Origin of the sequence: Vibrio sp. A11, assembly GCF_013048705.1 — a bacterium.
GTDB classification, from domain to species: Bacteria; Pseudomonadota; Gammaproteobacteria; order Enterobacterales; family Vibrionaceae; genus Vibrio; species Vibrio metschnikovii.
The window spans coordinates 121,803-140,264 of the sequence record NZ_VHSI01000002.1 but is presented as its reverse complement, the minus strand read 5'-3'; the positions used below and the strand labels follow the sequence as shown (position 1 = coordinate 140,264).

Genomic DNA, 18,462 nt, shown 5'->3' with positions numbered 1-18,462 from the left:
TTAACCTTGTTTAGTTTCTTGGTAGCGTTGTAGTGTGCGTTCGATACGGGCAGCCAGTTCTGTCGGTGTTGTACTGTAGCTCATCGACGTAACAAACTGTCCATTAGGGGCGATAACAAAGAATCGGGAGACATGATCAACGGTGTAGCTCAATGCGGAATTTTGCATATTAACCATGTCATAATAGACACCATATTGGTTTGTGATTTTATTAATGTCTTCTGCAGTGCCAGTTGCGCCTTTAATTCTGGGATCAAAATGCTGCGCAAATTGATGCAGTGATGTCAGATCATCGCGCGAGGGGTCGACACTGATAAACAAGCCTTGTACCTCATCACCGACTTCGGCAGGTAGCATGCGAAAAGCCGCCGACATGACGCCCATTGACGCCGGACAGACCTCGGCACAGCTCAGATAACCAAAGTAAAGTACCACTACTTTCCCTTGATAATCATCCAAATTAATGTCACCCAGTGCGGTATGAAGACTAAAGTTACCACCGATTTGATTGGGTTGTACTGGTCGCTCCCCGATGGGGACGGTTGAATATTTAACATACAAACTAATAACAATGGCGATCAAAATCGCCCCAGTTATTAAGGTGTATTTAATCGCTTTTGAACTCATGACGATAGGCCTTCTAAACTGAACGTTGGCAGTGCCGCTTGAATATCGTTATGTACTGCTACATGAGCGAAATCAACTGAAATCAATAAGCAGAACAGCATGATACAAGCAATAGATAACAACATTAATTGTTTGCCCCACTGCTCGGTCGGCATCTTTTGAAAGCCAACCTTGGCGATATATAACCAATAAAGGCTAATCAATCCCATACCTAAAGCGAACCAGCTTCCCGCATATCCATGGTAAGTGAGTGCCCAACATGCCACAGCAAAGGCAATAATATAACCAATGATATGGTAGCGAGCCTTAGCGATACCTTCTTGAATAGGAAGAACAGGAATGTTAGCCGCTTTATAATCATTAAATCGATAAATGGCAATCGCATAAGAGTGGGGGATTTGCCAAATACAGAACGTTAAAAATAAAATGGCGCCACCAATATCAAGTTGATGAGTGACGGCAAAGTAACCAATGACAGGAGGACAAGCACCAGATAAACCACCAATTAAAGTACCATGCACAGAATGGCGTTTATAATAGAGGCTGTAAAAGCCGACATAAACGACAAAACCCAGTACACCGAAGCCAAAGGCAAGTTTTGAGGTGAAAAAATACAAAATGGCAAAGCCAGCAAGCCCAAGTAAGCAAGCTTGCATCAGCGCGTGTGAAACGGGAACGATTTTTTGTACCAGTTCACGGTTACGTGTACGCTGCATTTTTGCATCTATGTCTATGTCAATATAGTTATTAAAGACACAGCCAGAGGCTACGACCAAACTGGTGCCAAGGCAAACAGCAATAAAAAGTTGCCAGTCAATCTGACCTTGTGAGGCCAGAAAGAAACCACCCGCCGCGGCAACGAGGTTGCCGCGGATGATGCCTGGTTTAGTAAGTTGTAAATAGTGCTTGAACATCATTACTTCCAGTTAGTGTCCCATCAGCATATTGTGGTTAAGATGCTGCATGATCCACATAGAGCCGACTAAGACGATAGCGACAATTACCACAGAAAAGACGGCGGTAATCACATTCCAAGCTTGCTCTGATGAGGTGTTCATATGTAGAAAGAACACAAGTTGTACTAGGATCTGAGCCACGGCACAGATCAGAATGACCACAACTTTGGTGGTTGGCGAGCCAATGTCTGCCATCACCATCGCAAATGGGATTAACGTCAGGAGTACTGAATACAAGAAACCCAGTAAGTACTCTTTCACGCTACCATGCGCTTGACCACCATGGGTCTGTTCATAAGAGTGTTCCATTACATTACCCCCATTAAGTACACTACGCTGAATACACAGATCCAGATAATATCTAAGAAGTGCCAGAACAAGCTGAGTAGTGCTAAGCGGGTCTTATTCGCTGTGGTGAAACCATCACGTTTAAAATGGAAGAATAAGACGATCATCCAAATTAAACCAGCAAAGACGTGCAGACCGTGAGTCGCCACCAATGCGTAGAAAGATGACCAATAGGCACTGGTGCTAAAAGTAGCCCCAGCGAGGCTAAGATGATGGAACTCATAGAGCTCCATGATCAAGAAGCCAAAGCCTAGCGCGAAAGTAATGCCTAGCCAAGTCGCCATGCCTTTCATATCATGGGCATTTTGCTTTAGCATTGCCATACCGAAGGTTAAGCTACTTAGCAATAGTAAAGCCGTTGTGCCAGCAACAAACCAAAGGTCAAACAGAGCGCTTGGTTCAACCATTCCAGCAAAGCTGTTAGAAAAAACCGCAAAAACAGCGAACAGGGTACCGAACAATAAACAGTCACTTAGGATATAAACCCAAAAGCCAAAGAGATCGTCACCGGCGGTATCATGATGATCATGATCATCATGTAAGTCATTAGTTTGAGTATGTGTGCTCATTATTACTCCTCAATCCTCATACCGTTTGTTTAGAGCCAGAAAGCTCTGGTTGAGAGTTGAAATGCGGGTGGTCTTGATAAACGCGCTCTAGATGCGGAGTTTCAATCGCTTCAACCTCCGATACTGGAACATAGTAATCTTTGTTGCGGTCGAAGCTGTAAGCAATCCACGCACCAATCATACCAACGAAGCCAACAATCACCATCCACCAGATATGCCAAACAAAAGCAAATCCAAATACCAATGAGAAAGCACTGATTACGACGCCAGCCCAAGTATTTTTTGGCATATGGATCTGTTTGTAACGCTCAGGTTTCACGTATGCCATACCATGTTCTTTACGGTAGTGATGCTCATCACGATCGTGAATTTTTGGCAATGTCGCAAAGTTATAGAATGGTGGTGGTGACGATGTCGCCCACTCAAGAGTGCGGCCATTCCATGGGTCACCTGTGGTATCTAAGTTATCTTTGCGATCACGGATACTGATGAAGATTTGCCATACTTGCGCAGCCACGCCAAGAGCGACGAGACCAACACCCGCAGCAGCAATCCACAACAGCGGTGCCCATTCTGGGTTTTCTATGCTCGATAAGCGACGAGTCATGCCGTTAAAGCCCAATACATAGACAGGCATAAAGGCAACAAAGAAGCCGACACTCCATAGGACACAAGAGATCTTGCCCCATTTTTCGTTGAGCTTAAAGCCGGTTGCTTTCGGGAACCAGTAGGTTAAACCTGCAAAGTAGCCGAACAGCGCACCACCAATAATCACGTTATGGAAGTGGGCGATAACGAATAAGCTATTGTGTAGGACAAAGTTAGCCGCAGGAACGGCCAGCATAACCCCCGTCATACCACCGATAGTGAAGGTGATAAGGAAGGAGAAAGTCCACCACATACTGGCTGAGAACTCGACCCGTCCTTTGTACATGGTAAATAGCCAGTTGAATATTTTCACCCCGGTTGGAATGGAAATAATCATGGTTGCAATACCAAAGAAGGCATTGACGCTCGCTCCCGCCCCCATGGTGAAGAAATGGTGTAACCAAACCACAAAAGAAAGCAGCATGATCACAGCGGTAGCAAGAACTAACGATGTATAACCGAAAAGACGTTTGCGTGAGAACGTCGCCACCACTTCTGAGAAAATACCAAATGCAGGTAAAATCAAGATATAAACTTCAGGGTGACCCCAAGCCCAAATCAAGTTTACGTACATCATTGGGTTACCACCCATGTCACTCGTAAAGAAGTGAGTACCGATATAACGGTCAAGGGTGAGTAGGGTAATAGTGACGGTTAGAATCGGGAATGCAACGACAATTAAGGCGTTGGCGCAGAGCGATGTCCAAGTAAATACTGGCATCTGCATGAGTTTCATTCCAGGCGCTCGCATGCGCAATATCGTCGCGATGAAGTTAACCCCAGTTAACAAGGTACCTATCCCGGATATCTGCAGCGCCCACAGCCAGTAATCGACCCCGACCCAAGGGTTATATTCACTCCCTGAAAGAGGAGGATAAGCCAACCAACCCGTTGCTGCAAACTCACCGACAAACAATGAGATATTGACAAGAATTGCCCCTGCCACGAATAACCAAAAACTCAAAGAGTTAAGGAAAGGGAAGGCGACATCTCGAGCCCCGATTTGCAGCGGAACAATGATATTCATTAAGCCGACGATAAAGGGCATCGCAACAAAGAAAATCATGATCACGCCGTGAGCGGTAAAGACTTGGTCGTAATGCTCTGGTGGAAGGTATCCAAGACCGACGCTCTCTGCAGCTTGATGCGAACGCATCATGACAGCATCAGCAAATCCACGAAACATCATCACACCTGCGACGATGATGTACATCAGACCTATCTTCTTATGGTCGACAGAGGTAAACCATTCGTGCCATAAGTAAGCCCATTTTTTTGCGTAAGTGATATAACCGAGCAGTGCTAAACCGCCGAGAACAACCGCAAGCATGACGGGTAAAATAACCGGGTCATGATACGGGATAACGTCCCAGTTCAGTTTACCGAAGACTGCATTCGGCTCGGCATGAACATCGCCTTTATAAGCCATTTTGGACTCCTGAATATTTCTCAATGATGTCTTTAAATTGCAGTGGATTAACCGTAGAGAAGTAGGTAATCGGGTGCTGAGTTCGAATTTGCTCGTGGGAATTATCCACTAGCGCTTGATAGCTATAGTCATCAAGCACGTTGCCTGAACTTTTTACTTGGTTAACCCATTGCTCAAATTGCTCATCAGTGACGGCATGAGCTTTAAAATGCATATTGGAAAAACCTAATCCACTGTAGTTCGCTGACATGCCACGATAAACACCTTCTTCAGAAGCCATTAAACTCAAACGGTTTTCCATCCCTGCCATCGCATAGATTTGACTACCTAATTGAGGGATAAAGAAAGAGTTCATCGTTGTATCTGAAGTCACCAGAAATTGCACTGGGCGATCAACGGGAAATGAAATTTCGTTGATGGTGGCGATTCCTTTCTCTGGGTAGATGAATAGCCATTTCCAGTTCATCGCGACGACCTGAATAGTCAACGGTGGCTTATCTGACTCTATTGCTTGCCTCGGATCGAGTGAAAAAGCAGTAAGATAAGTGATGCGGCCCAACGCGAGAATAATCAAACATGGAATCGCCCAAACGACGATTTCAATCTTCGTTGAGTGTTCCCACTTGGGTTTGTACTCAGCCTTAGTGTTGCTATGACGGTACTTGTAAGGAAAGTAAATCGCCATGAACAATACCGGGATAATGATAATTGCCATGAGTAGCACGGAGGTAATGATCAGTGATTTTTGCGCTTCACCAATCGGTCCTTTGGGATCAAACAACACCATATCAGTGCTGAAGATAGCGCCAATAAGACCTAAAACCGCAACCCCTAACAATATCAAAGTAACTTTAATGTTACTTTTGGTTTTCATTTTTCCTCCCAGGAAACCATAGAGTCTTATGTAATGGATAAATAAACGTCAAAACTAAGTCAGTGATGAGGGATTATCTATCAACTAGTTTGCTTCGGCACATTATTCTAAAGAAAACAAAGCAGTCTGCAACACATTATACACGTATGTTACAACTAAGTAGCCATTTGGCATTCTACGTCACAACAAAGCTACCGAGTTCACTGCAGTTTTTCATTTTGTCAACAAAGAAAAGTGCTAAAACGATTAATTCGCTGTCAGTTAAGCTCGTTTACGGATACTGAGAGTGGTTCGATCATTGGCATATTTATATTTGTTTTTCGCATTGACATGGCGCGCTATTTTTATGGCTGCTAGAGGAAGGTTTGCCATGACCAATTCGGTAAGTCGACCGTAACAGGTCCAATGATGGTGAGGCTTGATTGACGATAAGCTAAATCATGGCGAGGTGAAAGCAAGATTATTTTCAGACCAAGAGAAGGGAGCTATTATTTAACCTCTAACGATATCATGCACACATAAGTAATATCATTCTCGTCTCCGCCATTCATCATTTTATCCATGCCTATGCCCACATATTTTATCAAGCTAATAACATTCTTGGGTTTAATGTTAATTTTTTCAGCAAAAAAATTAACATTAAAAATCATGCCAGTAATTAATTTCGTATCCAAATTAATTTAATAAGCGTGACGAAACGGAAATAATTCATAATTTATTAATTGGGAACGGTTTTCATTGTGATCAGATTCATGGTTTCTATCTATTTGGTGAATGTACACTCAGCTCGTCAGCGGCACGAAGGGATTCTCATGCACAGTGGTCACTGACCTCGGACTTCAAAACGATAACCACATGAAAACGATGTACCCCCTAATCGCACACTTGGGGTCTGGGTAAAGCTAAGGACAGCACTAAACTAATAAAATCAACACAATGACCTTAAGGTCAATGGAGATAATAATGAAATTTAATACCTTTGGTAAACTTTCGCTTGCTTCTGTTTTGGTCTCTGCTGCACTGGCTGCAAATGCAGGGATCAGCGTTGAAAATGAACAGGGTTTATTTACGATTGGCGGTGATGTTGAGTATGATCTTAACTTCGTCGATAAAGACAGAAACAATCAAGGTACTCAAGACTTTAGTCAAAGTGGCCGTATTTTGGTGCAGATCGCAGCAGAACGTGAAGTCGCGAATGATCACTATTTAAGAGTTCAAGTTCAGCCGCTACTAAAATCCAGCGGTGATGTGGATCTGGATGATGCTTTCTTCGCTATTGGTCGCCAAGCCGATTGGGAATTAAAAATTGGTCGCTTTGAAGGCTTTGATATGTTCCCTGTTGGCCAAGATACGATGCTCGATTTTGCTCGTACTAATGCCGCTGGCGATGTTATTGAACCTTACCGTATGAAAGACGCTCGTGGCCGTGGTGACTATGGTCAAGTGAGCTATGCAAAATCGATCGATAGTCTCTACTTTGAATTAGGTTCGCTGTTTAAGCAAAATGATGGCGCTGACAAAAACGCAGTTTTTGTTCGCCCTGTGGTCGCTTTCCAAGCTACAGATAACTTACGTTTTGCTGTAGCATTAGAAGCAAACCTAACGGCAGATAAAGCCGATGCGGCTAATGATTATCTTGGTTATGGTGCAACGGTTAACTACTCAGTACAAGACTTTAGTCTGGATTTGAGTTACGCCTACCGTGATTTTGATGTCACTGGTACTGAAAAAGATACTTCCATTGGTGCAGTGATTCAGTATAAGCGCTTTGGTTTAGGCCATATCTATTCACAAGCAGATACTGGCAGCAAAGAGAAAATGAATACGACTTGGGCATCTTATGAAATTGCTAACGTAATGGATGTACAAGATTTCTCTATCTACTTGGGTTCTTACTTCTCGAAAGTTGACAACGCTGCCGATGATCAAGATGTAGGTGTTCGCGTTCGTTTCAAATACTTCTTTTAAGTAATTAATTGCACTGCTGATTTTGCCCACCACATCATGGTGGGCATTTTTATCATTTCTGTTTTACAAACTGTACGGCCACCATCACGCTCAGCGCGAGTAAATTACCTGCAAAAATTACCACCAACCATTGCGGCATCGATAGATTGAATAATTGCCAAGAGATTTGGCTACAATCGCCATACGCTTCAAACATCCACGGCATCCATTGATTAAGTGGTGCCCAACTCGGAAAAGTAACAAACAGATCGCAAGTATTAAATGGAGATGGGTTCAGTTGATAATCGACATGTTGGAGTGAAAGGCTTAGGCCTTGATAAGCGCTGTAACCCCAACCGGCAAAACCAAGCCATCGCAACAGAGCGCGTTGGGGGTTAATTAAGCCGATACCTGCGGCACCGACAATGCCGAGCATAGCGATACGTTCATAAACACACATCACGCAGGGAGCAAGCAGCATGACATGCTGGAAGTAAAGTGCGCAAAGTTCAAAAAAAATCACTAAGCCAAGCAGTAAAGCCCATGATAGACGAGAGCGGGAAAAGCGTTGAAGTTGAAAGATAAAGTTCACATGACTGTCCTTGCTAAATTAACATGACGACGAAATAGTCATTTCGTCGTCGATTAGAGCTTTTTAGCTTGGATTGGTTTCTTATTCAATACAATTTTTAATGGCTGCTGAGCATGGCTCCCGCTTTGAGGCTATGATGGGTTATCCAGCCAAGATCATAAAAATACCCAGTCATCGGTTCTAGGAAGACGATCACACCGACTAATCCCACTAAGGTCATGACAATGGTATAGGGTAGCGCCATAAACACCATGCGCCCATACGACAAGCGAATTAATGGCGCTAGCGCTGAAGTGAGTAAAAATAAGAAAGCGGCTTGGCCATTAGGCGTTGCTACAGAGGGGAGGTTGGTCCCGGTATTTATTGCCACTGCAAGAAGATCGAATTGATCTCTTGAGATAATGCCGTGTGTTAACGCCGCTTGAACCTCGCTAATGTAGACCGTACCGACAAATACGTTGTCAGAAACCATCGATAGCAAGCCATTAGCAACATAAAACAGAGCCAGTTGACTGCCCTTATCATCAATATGCAGAACCGCATCGATAATAGGTGTAAACAGTTGTTGATCGATGATCACGGCGACAATCGAGAAAAAAACCGCCAGTAACGCGGTAAAGGGCAGCGCTTCTTCAAAAGCTTTACCCATCGCATGTTCTTCAACGATACCAGAAAAGCTGGTGGCGAGAATGATCACTGATAAACCGATCAGACCAACTGCAGCAAGGTGTAAAGCTAAGCCAATAATCAGCCAAACGGCAATCAAGGCCTGAACCCAAAGTTTGGCAATATCTTGTTTTGTTCGGTTGCGGCGAGCTTGGCTATCAAAGTCCATGAGTATTTGTCGTACATTGATAGGCAGTGGAGCGCCATAACCAAATATCTGAAATTTTTCTATCACCACACAAGTTAAAATACCGCAAAGCAACACAGGAATAGTAATGGGGGCCATACGGATGAAAAATTCACCAAAAAGCCAACCCGCGTGATCGGCAATGATAAGATTCTGCGGCTCACCAACCATGGTCATCACGCCCCCTAAAGCGGTACCGACGCCTGCGTGCATTAATAGTGAGCGTAGAAAAGCGCGATAGTCTTCTAAGTCATTACGAGTCAGTTCAGAGATTTGCTCATCGTGAGTATGATCGTGCGTAGCGAGAATGGGCTGCCCAGAAGCCACTTTATGATAAATGGCATAGAATCCGACCGCGACACTGATGATCACGGCGATGACGGTTAACGCATCAAGGAAAGCGGAAAGAAAGGCGGCAGTCAGACAAAAGGCGACAGATAACAGTATTTTGGAGCGGATGCCGAGTAAGATTTTGGTGAAAATGAACAGGAGCAAGTTCTTCATAAAGTAGATCCCTGCGACCATAAACATCAATAAAAGTAGAACTTCAATGTTGGCGACTAACTCGTGTTTGACCTGTTCTGGACTGGTCATGCCTATCGCAATCGCTTCAATCGCCAGTAATCCACCGGGCTGGAGAGGATAACACTTCAGCGCCATAGCTAAAGTGAAAATGAATTCCGCGACTAACAACCATCCGGCAACAAAAGGATCGATGAAAAAGAAGACGATAGGATTGATAATAAGGAAGGTAATAATGGCAACTTTGTACCAATCAGGCGCTTTGCCTAAAAAGTTTTTAATAAAGGCACTTCCGAGTGACATCGGCATGGTTATTTCTCTCAGTTAGTTAGCGACCTTGATGACATGAGATGAGCCGCAGCTCTGCTACTGGCTTCCTCAGTCGTTGAGGATAGAGACGGATAAGAGTAGAGGATGAGGATTGGAGAGTAAATATAGTAGCACGGCTTTTAACGCTTTGTTTTTGGTAAGTTACATTGAAAAAATCGTAGTTATATGACGAGACTAATAAAACCTTGTCAAAAAATAGAGTAATTACTCCAACAAAAAGCTCACATAACTTTACTGAGGGTTTGTTTCCGCTGAATGACAACTGGTGGTATGATGAGTACTATTCGACGCAAATCAACAGACACTGGATAAGTAGTTAATGGTTATCAAGGCAAAAAGCCCAGCGGGTTTTGCAGAAAAATACATCATCGAAAGCATTTGGAATGGCCGCTTTGCTCCTGGGTCAATTTTACCCGCAGAACGTGAATTATCAGAACTTATCGGCGTTACTCGAACCACTTTACGTGAAGTATTACAGCGTCTGGCTCGTGATGGATGGTTAACCATTCAACATGGCAAGCCGACCAAAGTGAATCAATTTATGGAAACCTCAGGTTTGCATATATTAGACACCTTGATGACATTGGATGCCGAAAATGCCACCAGTATCGTTGAGGATCTGTTAGCGGCACGGACTAATATCAGCCCAATCTTTATGCGTTACGCATTTAAAAACAATCAAGAGAGCTCGGCAAGAACGATCAGTAATGTGATTGAGTGCAGTGAAGCACTGCTGAATGCTGAAAGTTGGGATGCGTTTATCGCTTCTTCACCTTATGCCGAAAAAATCAAACAGCATATCAAAGAAGATGGTGAGAAAGATGAAGAAAAACGTCAAGATGCCTTGATCGCTAAAACGTTCAACTTCTATGATTACATGCTTTTTCAACGTTTAGCTTTCCACTCGGGCAACCAAATTTATGGCTTGATCTTTAATGGGGTTAAGAAGCTCTATGACCGTGTTGGTAGCTACTATTTTTCTAATCCTGAGGCTCGTCAACTGGCCCTTGCGTTTTATCGTCAGTTGCTGGATGTGTGTCAGACCGAAAATTTTGAGCAATTGCCTCATGTGATCCGCCACTATGGTATTGCTAGTGCGCAGATTTGGAATCAAATGAAGATGACGTTGCCATCGAACTTTACCGAGGATGATCACTAGCTATTAGCTACCCTTTTCCTCGTTCAATCGTTCAATCGTTCATGACGCGCTATTGAACGAGGAATGCTTATCTTGCTGAGCGCTGATGAACCTGATGGTTCACTGGAATCTCACGCTTGTTGGTCGTAAAGATTATACCGCCTCTCCACCTCCTGCTGCTTTAAACCAATGAGTAAGATGAGTTTTGAGATCTTTTAACTCATCGGGTCCAATCAGGGCCAAGCCTAGATCCTCTGCTCGAGTTATATCATTGTGGCGGAGTGGACGAAAACTCACCAACATTGCTCTCGCTTGTAAGCCACCAAGTAAATCACGCAAAGATTCAAGCTTATAGAGGGTGTCATCGCCATCGTCGCGCATGCCTTTCGTCTTGCATTCAATGATGTGCAGTTTGTTGTTGACTACGGTGGCGACGTCCAGCTCATTACGAACCTCTCGCTCACCAAGCTGACGATAGACTTGTACATTAAGAGAGCAGTCTTGAATGGTCGGTAGATCGTGTTGGATCTGTTTTACTGTACTATGGACTAAGGTTTCTAACCATTCGCCATTGGCAAAGCGGCGTGCATCTTCATTGACAAAGGTCAGTATCCCTTGTTGATAAGTGGCAATTCCACTGTCAACCAAATCATCGAGCAATAAATTTAACTCTCGATAGCCTTGCTGCTTTTCTGATAATTCAACCTCTAAACGTTGCTCTTTTCGGCACGTGGTCGCCAGATAGTTGAGCGTAGCCAGACCGGGACCGAGTTCCAGTGCGTGACTTGCCCAACGCTGTCCTAGAGCGTGGAGTTTGAGATCGAGCTGAGGCGATAAATGGTATTCACTGAACTCACCCCGAGCGCCAAAGATAGTCAGATAATCGGCAATGGTGATGTTATCTTGCAGTTGTGTGTCGCCAGCATCCTCTGGATAGAGCCAGCAAAGTCTGTCGCTGCTGGGTTCAACGACAAAAATAGGCCAATGATGAGTACGAAATACCTCATACACACTCAGTAAGCGATGACGAAGGCCACAGCTGGCATTCAATTTCACCTCTTCTTTACGATTTTTGAGTTTTTCTGCCAGTTGTCGAATTGCGGCTTTTATTTTGGCTATCTCAGCGCCAGCAGGGATTTCAAAAAATTCTGACGTGATCTTACGCCGATCCAGAACGGTACTTAAGCGAGAAAACAGACTGCGCTGAGAGTCGTCACCAATAAACACAATGTGCCGACTGATGGTCCGATTGTCGAGTAGGGGGGTGACTAAACGCACGGGGTCTTGGTCAATAATGCCAACATGAACGGCCATAGATAATCCTCATGTGTGGCTTGCAAAGTGGAGAGGGGAAATAGAAAGTGTGCAAGCCTTTGTGTTGATATAACGGTGAGGCCGTGAAAAAACAACCAGAAGAGCGAATAAAAGTACCAGAGCAGCGCAGTTTTGACACAGAGCTAACCCAATGCTGGAGAACAATACGCTTAGCTGGGGGGATGAGTAAGCGCCCCATTCACAATATGTATCTATGATCATGGGGCTGGGTGTGGTTCCTAAAAACTCAGGACATAATGGTTGGATAAATTACAAGGTGAAGCGGTGTACCAATTGCCCTTGTTGCTCGGCGAGACGAGTTAAATTTGCACTGGTTTGGGCGATTTCACTCATCGCTTGATAGCTTTGATCGGCAATATGATTAATGTCTTCAATACTGCGAGCCATTGAGCTAGTGGTTTCACTCTGTTCGAGTGCCGCTTGGGAAATATGGGTACTCATTTGGCTAATCTCGATGATCAGAGCTTGGATCTCCTCCATGGCACTATTGGCCGTTGAAGCTTTTTCGACCGATTGATCCATCTCTTGCATGCAGCTCTCTATCACTTTACTGGCCGTATTTGAGCTAGATTGTAAGTTACTGATCATGGTTTCGATTTCAGACGTCGATTGCGTAGTACGCTGCGCTAATACACGCACTTCATCTGCGACAACCGCAAAGCCTCGTCCTTGTTCTCCTGCGCGTGCCGCTTCGATAGCCGCATTTAGTGCGAGCAGATTCGTTTGCTCGGCGATATTGCGAATTACATCCAAAATCGAGCCAATTTTACTGCTCATTTTGTGTAGTTCACTGACGGCACTGACGGAATCGGTCAGGCGCGATTCAAGTTGATTGATGGTGGTGATGTTGTCATTCATGATCCGTCGTCCAGATTCTGACGCGCTTTCTACTTGTTGGACCATATGCAAAGAGTTTTGCGCATTATTCGCCACTTCTTGTACCGAATGAGCCATTTCGGTCATTGCTGTCGCAACATTCGCGGTTTGCTCACGCTGGCTATTGAGTTTATTTTGCGCATGTTGTGATGTTGATTGGTTAGTATTCGCGGTCAGAGTGAGATCATCGGATGCGGTGTTCAGCTTCATTAGAATATCATGCAGATTATCGGCTAAAGAGTTAATGTGCGAACTCACTCGAGCAAATTCATTATGATGACGAACTTCAATACGTTTGGTCATGTCGCCTTGGGTTAAACTTTCTAAGGTGGTGAGTATGTGCTTAAGGGGGCTTCTTACACTATGAGCAATATGATAGCCAATCCCCGCTGCTAATAGAGTGACCAATAAACCGATCGCAATCGCTCGATAGACGCCAGAATCATACACTTCTCCCGCATCATACAACGCGTGATTTAAATCTTGCGTTGCTGCTTGGTTAAAGGAATCTAAAATAACCATTGCGTTATCGACATCCTTCGCTAGGTTGGCAATATTATCATACAGAGCATAGCGGGCTTGTAGATACTCATTATGTTGATCAAGCACGCCACCTTTATGACCTACATCTAGAGTGAACTGCTGAATAGATTCACTAAAATTTCGGTTAAGTTCAGGTAATTGAGCTGCTAAGCCTCTGAATGCATCATTGAGTTGAGAGACTGCCCGCCGATTTCTGGCGAGAGATTTATCGACAAACTCTCGATCTGAACTTGCTAGGGCATCAGAGGTGATTAGCTCGGCATCCCTTAGGCGCATAAAATAACCATTCGCCATCATCTTTATCGATACGCTGGTTTGTTGATCAACCAGTTCCCTCATACCAACACTGAGTGATGAATGCAGGCGTTGAAAGTCACGAGTTGATTGCTGCACTTTAGCCTGCGCATCAAACATCGCTTGATAGTTGGTCATCGCTAAATAGGCTTCATTGAAGTAGCGTTGTTCTAGTTCTCGTAAAGCGCTGATCCGCTCTTCGAGTACCGAATGTTGAGCGCTCGCTGCGGCTAGTTTATCAATCAAGAGCTGGAATTCACTTTGTGCTTGAGTAAATTCCTGACGGCGTTGATTCATCAGCTCAACATTTTGGGTGGTCAAAAAATCTTTAAACGATTTATCCGCAGAAAGGAGCTGGACACTGGTTTGATTAGATAACGAGACCAGTGGTAATACCGAACTCGTTACACCTTCGAAATTTTGGTGGATCTGACGCATGCTGTCCATCATGATGGTCACGGTAATGGCGAACATGATAATGATCAGTGTAAAGCCTGCGTACATTCGTCGAATAACAGAACCTTGCATATTTCTCTCCATGAAGTACTTTGTAGCAAAATGACTCAACAAGATTCATCCCATTTAAGATTGTACTCTTCGTCAGACTCGCAGCCCCTTAGTATGATTGAACGTTGTCAATCGGGTGACGTTTCTAGTGTTTGACGTGCAACAATAAATGGTGTGAATGGCAGTCATAAAAAATTAACAAATTAGTCAGTATTGTATTGATAATGACACACGCATTTCATGATCCGGGCAGCAAAACGTCGGTTGCGTAAGTAGTTGAAAGCCATTCTGTTAAGTGGGCCGTGTTTTGTATTGAGCTTTATCGTCCCTTGTCGCATACTCAACGGAAACGATTTTATTCATCCCTATTAATGGAGTATGTCATGGCTGAAGAAACCCTATTTAGCAAAATCATCCGTAAAGAAATCCCTGCTGATATTCTTTATCAAGACGAACTGGTTACCGCATTTCGCGATATTAATCCACGTGCACCAAGCCATATTTTAATTATCCCTAACCGATTGATTGCGACTGTGAATGATGTGACCGATGAGGATGAATTAGCCTTAGGACGTCTTTTTACCGTGGCTAAAAAAATAGCTAAGCAAGAAGGAATTGCAGCCGATGGCTATCGTCTGATCGTCAACTGTAATGCCCACGGTGGTCAAGAGGTTTACCATATTCACATGCATTTGGTTGGTGGCCGACCTTTAGGTCCGTTGTTGATGAGTTGATGCTGGCTTTGCGGGGGAGAAAACACCGAGTGAACGTTTATCTGCTGCGCAGCGGTTTACTTTCGGTCTGTGTATTACTGAGCGCTTGTGCTAGTTTTACCGCTGGTAACTTATTTAGCCATTACAGTGCGCAAAATGCTCGATTACATCAGACCATAAAAGAGGGCGATTATGCTCAAGCTAGTGCAACGTTATCGGATTATGTCGCTGGTGATATTTTAGATAATCTCGAAAAAGGGCGGGTTTATTTACTTGCTGAGCAATTTGAACAGAGTCGTTCGGCATTCGCCTTATCTGATGCGGCTGTTCAACGTCAGCAAGATCAAGCCGTTATTTCATTAAGTGCGACAGCAAGCAGTGCTGGTGCATTGGCTATCAATGATAACTTGCAAGAATATACGCCTGCTGATTATGAGCTCGGTTTTTTACACCTTTATTTGGGCTTGAACTACCTGCATAGTAATCAATTAGAAAGTGCATTGGTTGAAATGCGTCGCGCGAATCAGGTACAAGAGCAAGCTCGTAAAAACCGTCAAGCGCAATTAGAAAAAGCACAGAAAGAGTTACGAGCAAGCGGTATTACTCCCAATATTGGCAGTATTTTAGCGCAATACCCGGATGCAGGAGAGACACTACAAGCAGTACAGAGTGGTTATCTGTTGTACGTGTCGGCGTTGTTGTATGAAGCCGCTGATGACCTAAACAGCGCTTATGTTGATTATCGGCGAGCATTAGCGGTGGTGCCATCCAATCGTGCCGTGATTGATGGTACGATGCGGGTCGCGAAGCGTTTAGGTATGAATGAGCATTTATCTCAACTGACGCAACGCTATGGTGAAAGAACAGCGCTGCATGCTCAGCAAGGTCAAGTGATTATTATTGAGGAGCAGGGGGTTGTTGATGCGAGACAGAATTGGCGTTTGACACTCCCTCTCTCGGATCGGCGGGGGAATACGGTATTATACTCTTTGGCGTTACCTTATTATCCAACAGCCGCACCGACGCGTTTTTCTCCACTATTCTTAAATCAACAAGTGTTACCAAGTGATTTACTGACCGATGTTAATTTGATGGCAAGGCATGACCTCTCCGAACGTATGCCGAGTATGGTGGTTCGTCAAGCTTTGCGGGTGGTTGCCAAAGATCAAATCCGTAAAGAGAGTACACAGGGTGATGGGGTGAGTAGCCTTTTGCTGAATGTGTTTAATACGTTAACCGAGCAACCGGACACTCGAAGTTGGATAACTTTGCCCGGTCGTGTTTATGTGGCGCATCATAGTGTAAAATCAGGTGAGCAAACTCTGACTTCTGATGGTCTAAGCTATACCTTTAATGTGCCAGAAGGCGGTACGACTTTGGTGTGGGTTTCTCGGCAAGGAAGTAAAGCCACCATCTGGCACCGACAACTAGGAAGGTTATGATGAAAACAATCATAGTAAGTGTATTGGCGCTCTTTTTTCTAACGGCTTGTGCCAGTAATACCGCCGGTATGCGAGTTGATGGTATGAGTCAACGGGTGTTATTTGCTGATAATGTGCTGGCGGGAAGAGTACAAATAGAAGAGATTAAAACCGTTCAAGCTCATGGTCATACTCGAGGCGTAGTACAAGTACTCAGTCGTTATCGCGGTGATCAACATCTTCAATATCGTTTTTATTGGTATGATGATAATGGGCTTGAAGTTAATCCACAGCCGGGAACTTGGCAGGCACTGATGTTACGTGGCGGTGAACAACGCACCATGTCAGAAGTGTCAGTTAATCCGCAAGGAACGCAGTTTCGATTACAAATCCGTGAGTTAAATAATTAATTGATCAGATGAATTGAGGAAACAACATGAGAAAGAGTGTAATTGCACTGCTTGGTGTCGCGGTTTTATTGGGCGGATGTTCGAACCGAGTCAGTTATGGTGATGCACAAGCGGTGGAAACAGTAACTGTCGACTTTGGTTCTACGGATTTACAAAAAATCGCGGCAGAGATGGTCGATAGCATGATGATGTCGGGCTCCGTAGCAGCGATCACTCGCGATGCACGTCCTATCGTCTTTGTGGAACGGATTAAGAATAAAACCAGTGAGCATATTGATACTGAATCGATCACTGACACTGTTAGTACCAAAATGCTCAATTCAGGTAAATTCCGGTTTGTCGATATGGATCGGGTTGAAGCGGTACGTAAGCAACTGAATTTCCAAAATACCGATGAGTTGGTTGACCAACGTTCCGCGATTCAATTTGGACAAATGGTCGGTGCGCAATACATGCTGTACGGTAACTTATCAAGCATTGTTAAAAGTGCCGGTAATGATAAAGATGTCTATTACAAAATGACCATGCGCTTAATGGACTTGAGAACGGGTTTGATTGAGTGGGCTGATGAAACAGAAATACGTAAACAGCAGTCTAGAAGCTTATTTGGTTGGTAAGTATACAGTAATGAGGTGAGTGATGGCGAAAATGTCGTGGCGTGAAGCATGTCGACTGGATACGACGTTAGCGTCATTAACTCACTTTTTTCCTTCTCCTCCAGAATATGCACAAACCCTAGTCGGTGGTCTAACCAATCGCTGTTGGCGGATTGAACACTCTGCTGATGAGCACTATGTGTGGCGGCCCGTTACCACAATCACTAAAGCGTTCGCTATTTCTCGTTTTCAAGAATATCAAATTCTAAAAGCGATAGAGCAAACACAGCTCGGACCTAAAGCCATCACCATTAATGATCAAGGATTATTGGTTGAATGGGTAGCGGGTAAAGCGTTGATGGAAGGCTTGCCCGGTGACTCATTAATTCCGTTGCTCGCCAAGATCCATCAAACCTCGGTAACTCGTCTACCCGTAGCCCCTTTTAATTACACCGCACGTGTCGATCACTATTGGTTGCAGCTATCCGATAAATTGAAGAGTGCCGAGTATGAAGCCCTCTATCATCAATGGCGATCAGCACCGAGTTGCTCGTCAATACCTGCGAGTTTGTGTCATTTCGATTTTGCTGGTTACAACATTATTCAAACCCATATAGGCTACCGAGTGATCGATTGGGAGTACGCCACTCTTGCTGATCCTCGTTTGGATCTTGCTTTGATGATTGAAGCGACTGAGCTGCCATTATTGGAATCTGTATTTCGTTATTGCCACTATCGTCAGATCGATCAGGTTGATGAATGGATTGCTGGTGTAAAAATGTGGCAACCTCGCTGCCAATTGATGGCGATGTTGTGGTATTTACTCGCATTTCAGCTTTGGGGCGATGACTCTTATTTGCAGCAAGCGGTTAAATTACAACAAACGTTAGCGGTTTTTTCTCAGCAAGCTTGAGTTGAAGTCATGAATAATGCA

At 44.2% G+C, this 18,462-nt stretch carries 17 protein-coding genes; 7 read left to right on the top strand and 10 right to left on the bottom strand.

The window, feature by feature from the left end; genetic code table 11:
* From FKQ60_RS03160 to cyoA, 6 genes are read right to left on the bottom strand one after another with little or no spacing between them, the layout of a single operon-like run.
* Positions 1 to 627: an SCO family protein gene (locus tag FKQ60_RS03160; RefSeq protein ID WP_004395626.1), complete on the bottom strand. Its 627-nt coding sequence runs from the start codon at positions 625 to 627 to the stop codon at positions 1 to 3.
* Positions 624 to 1,541, bottom strand: coding sequence for a heme o synthase (gene cyoE, locus FKQ60_RS03155; RefSeq protein ID WP_004395625.1), 918 nt, complete (start codon positions 1,539 to 1,541; stop codon positions 624 to 626). Before cyoE ends, FKQ60_RS03160 begins: the two co-directional genes overlap by 4 nt.
* 12 nt (positions 1,542 to 1,553) lie before the next feature.
* Positions 1,554 to 1,892, bottom strand: a complete 339-nt coding sequence (cyoD, locus tag FKQ60_RS03150; protein WP_004395624.1) for a cytochrome o ubiquinol oxidase subunit IV — start codon at positions 1,890 to 1,892, stop codon at positions 1,554 to 1,556.
* Positions 1,892 to 2,500, bottom strand: coding sequence for a cytochrome o ubiquinol oxidase subunit III (gene cyoC, locus FKQ60_RS03145; RefSeq protein ID WP_158138158.1), 609 nt, complete (start codon positions 2,498 to 2,500; stop codon positions 1,892 to 1,894). Before cyoC ends, cyoD begins: the two co-directional genes overlap by 1 nt.
* A gap of 16 nt (positions 2,501 to 2,516) precedes the next feature.
* A complete protein-coding gene (gene cyoB, locus FKQ60_RS03140; RefSeq protein WP_115152710.1) occupies positions 2,517 to 4,577 on the bottom strand; it encodes a cytochrome o ubiquinol oxidase subunit I in 2,061 nt (686 codons plus the stop codon).
* A complete protein-coding gene (gene cyoA, locus FKQ60_RS03135; protein WP_158144077.1) occupies positions 4,567 to 5,451 on the bottom strand; it encodes a ubiquinol oxidase subunit II in 885 nt (294 codons plus the stop codon). The genes cyoB and cyoA overlap by 11 nt, the downstream gene beginning before the upstream one ends.
* A 963-nt stretch (positions 5,452 to 6,414) precedes the next feature.
* On the opposite strand from cyoA, the gene FKQ60_RS03130 reads away from it, so the two are divergent.
* Entirely contained in the window at positions 6,415 to 7,419 is a 1,005-nt protein-coding gene (locus tag FKQ60_RS03130) for a carbohydrate porin (protein ID WP_170906007.1), read from the top strand.
* Between the two features lie 52 nt (positions 7,420 to 7,471).
* Here FKQ60_RS03130 and dsbB read toward each other — a convergent pair whose 3' ends face one another.
* Positions 7,472 to 7,990, bottom strand: coding sequence for a disulfide bond formation protein DsbB (gene dsbB / locus FKQ60_RS03125; RefSeq protein ID WP_158138161.1), 519 nt, complete (start codon positions 7,988 to 7,990; stop codon positions 7,472 to 7,474).
* 97 nt (positions 7,991 to 8,087) lie between these two features.
* Positions 8,088 to 9,674, bottom strand: coding sequence for a Na(+)/H(+) antiporter NhaB (gene nhaB, locus FKQ60_RS03120; RefSeq protein ID WP_158144075.1), 1,587 nt, complete (start codon positions 9,672 to 9,674; stop codon positions 8,088 to 8,090).
* Positions 9,675 to 10,014: 340 nt separating this feature from the next.
* Between nhaB and fadR the strand changes: the two genes are divergently transcribed.
* Complete coding sequence (fadR, locus tag FKQ60_RS03115) at positions 10,015 to 10,854, top strand: fatty acid metabolism transcriptional regulator FadR (protein WP_154168618.1); 840 nt, start codon at positions 10,015 to 10,017, stop codon at positions 10,852 to 10,854.
* 132 nt (positions 10,855 to 10,986) lie between these two features.
* Here fadR and FKQ60_RS03110 read toward each other — a convergent pair whose 3' ends face one another.
* Positions 10,987 to 12,147 (bottom strand): DUF1887 family protein, encoded by a 1,161-nt coding sequence (locus FKQ60_RS03110; RefSeq protein WP_154168616.1) that lies wholly within the window; start codon positions 12,145 to 12,147, stop codon positions 10,987 to 10,989.
* 270 nt (positions 12,148 to 12,417) lie between these two features.
* A complete protein-coding gene (locus FKQ60_RS03105) occupies positions 12,418 to 14,409 on the bottom strand; it encodes a methyl-accepting chemotaxis protein (protein WP_170906006.1) in 1,992 nt (663 codons plus the stop codon).
* Between the two features lie 362 nt (positions 14,410 to 14,771).
* Here FKQ60_RS03105 and hinT point away from each other — a divergent pair, with 362 nt between their 5' ends.
* From hinT to FKQ60_RS03080, 5 genes are read left to right on the top strand one after another with little or no spacing between them, the layout of a single operon-like run.
* Positions 14,772 to 15,122, top strand: a complete 351-nt coding sequence (gene hinT / locus FKQ60_RS03100) for a purine nucleoside phosphoramidase (RefSeq protein ID WP_004395614.1) — start codon at positions 14,772 to 14,774, stop codon at positions 15,120 to 15,122.
* Positions 15,122 to 16,543: a hypothetical protein gene (locus FKQ60_RS03095; protein ID WP_249374269.1), complete on the top strand. Its 1,422-nt coding sequence runs from the start codon at positions 15,122 to 15,124 to the stop codon at positions 16,541 to 16,543. The genes hinT and FKQ60_RS03095 overlap by 1 nt, the downstream gene beginning before the upstream one ends.
* Positions 16,543 to 16,932: a YcfL family protein gene (locus tag FKQ60_RS03090; protein ID WP_040904485.1), complete on the top strand. Its 390-nt coding sequence runs from the start codon at positions 16,543 to 16,545 to the stop codon at positions 16,930 to 16,932. The genes FKQ60_RS03095 and FKQ60_RS03090 overlap by 1 nt, the downstream gene beginning before the upstream one ends.
* Positions 16,933 to 16,958: 26 nt before the next feature.
* Positions 16,959 to 17,549, top strand: coding sequence for a penicillin-binding protein activator LpoB (gene lpoB, locus FKQ60_RS03085; RefSeq protein ID WP_040904483.1), 591 nt, complete (start codon positions 16,959 to 16,961; stop codon positions 17,547 to 17,549).
* A gap of 22 nt (positions 17,550 to 17,571) precedes the next feature.
* Entirely contained in the window at positions 17,572 to 18,441 is an 870-nt protein-coding gene (locus FKQ60_RS03080) for a phosphotransferase (RefSeq protein WP_158138167.1), read from the top strand.
* Positions 18,442 to 18,462: the final 21 nt, after the last annotated feature.

What these genes read in the sequence shown, in the direction of transcription:
- FKQ60_RS03160 (WP_004395626.1), bottom strand. Translation starts at nt 627, where the DNA reads ATGAGTTCAAAAGCGATTAAATACACCTTAATAACTGGGGCGATTTTG.
- cyoE (WP_004395625.1), bottom strand. Translation starts at nt 1,541, where the DNA reads ATGTTCAAGCACTATTTACAACTTACTAAACCAGGCATCATCCGCGGC.
- cyoD (WP_004395624.1), bottom strand. Translation starts at nt 1,892, where the DNA reads ATGGAACACTCTTATGAACAGACCCATGGTGGTCAAGCGCATGGTAGC.
- cyoC (WP_158138158.1), bottom strand. Translation starts at nt 2,500, where the DNA reads ATGAGCACACATACTCAAACTAATGACTTACATGATGATCATGATCAT.
- cyoB (WP_115152710.1), bottom strand. Translation starts at nt 4,577, where the DNA reads ATGGCTTATAAAGGCGATGTTCATGCCGAGCCGAATGCAGTCTTCGGT.
- cyoA (WP_158144077.1), bottom strand. Translation starts at nt 5,451, where the DNA reads ATGAAAACCAAAAGTAACATTAAAGTTACTTTGATATTGTTAGGGGTT.
- FKQ60_RS03130 (WP_170906007.1), top strand. Translation starts at nt 6,415, where the DNA reads ATGAAATTTAATACCTTTGGTAAACTTTCGCTTGCTTCTGTTTTGGTC.
- nhaB (WP_158144075.1), bottom strand. Translation starts at nt 9,674, where the DNA reads ATGCCGATGTCACTCGGAAGTGCCTTTATTAAAAACTTTTTAGGCAAA.
- fadR (WP_154168618.1), top strand. Translation starts at nt 10,015, where the DNA reads ATGGTTATCAAGGCAAAAAGCCCAGCGGGTTTTGCAGAAAAATACATC.
- FKQ60_RS03110 (WP_154168616.1), bottom strand. Translation starts at nt 12,147, where the DNA reads ATGGCCGTTCATGTTGGCATTATTGACCAAGACCCCGTGCGTTTAGTC.
- FKQ60_RS03105 (WP_170906006.1), bottom strand. Translation starts at nt 14,409, where the DNA reads ATGCAAGGTTCTGTTATTCGACGAATGTACGCAGGCTTTACACTGATC.
- hinT (WP_004395614.1), top strand. Translation starts at nt 14,772, where the DNA reads ATGGCTGAAGAAACCCTATTTAGCAAAATCATCCGTAAAGAAATCCCT.
- FKQ60_RS03095 (WP_249374269.1), top strand. Translation starts at nt 15,122, where the DNA reads ATGCTGGCTTTGCGGGGGAGAAAACACCGAGTGAACGTTTATCTGCTG.
- FKQ60_RS03090 (WP_040904485.1), top strand. Translation starts at nt 16,543, where the DNA reads ATGAAAACAATCATAGTAAGTGTATTGGCGCTCTTTTTTCTAACGGCT.
- lpoB (WP_040904483.1), top strand. Translation starts at nt 16,959, where the DNA reads ATGAGAAAGAGTGTAATTGCACTGCTTGGTGTCGCGGTTTTATTGGGC.
- FKQ60_RS03080 (WP_158138167.1), top strand. Translation starts at nt 17,572, where the DNA reads ATGGCGAAAATGTCGTGGCGTGAAGCATGTCGACTGGATACGACGTTA.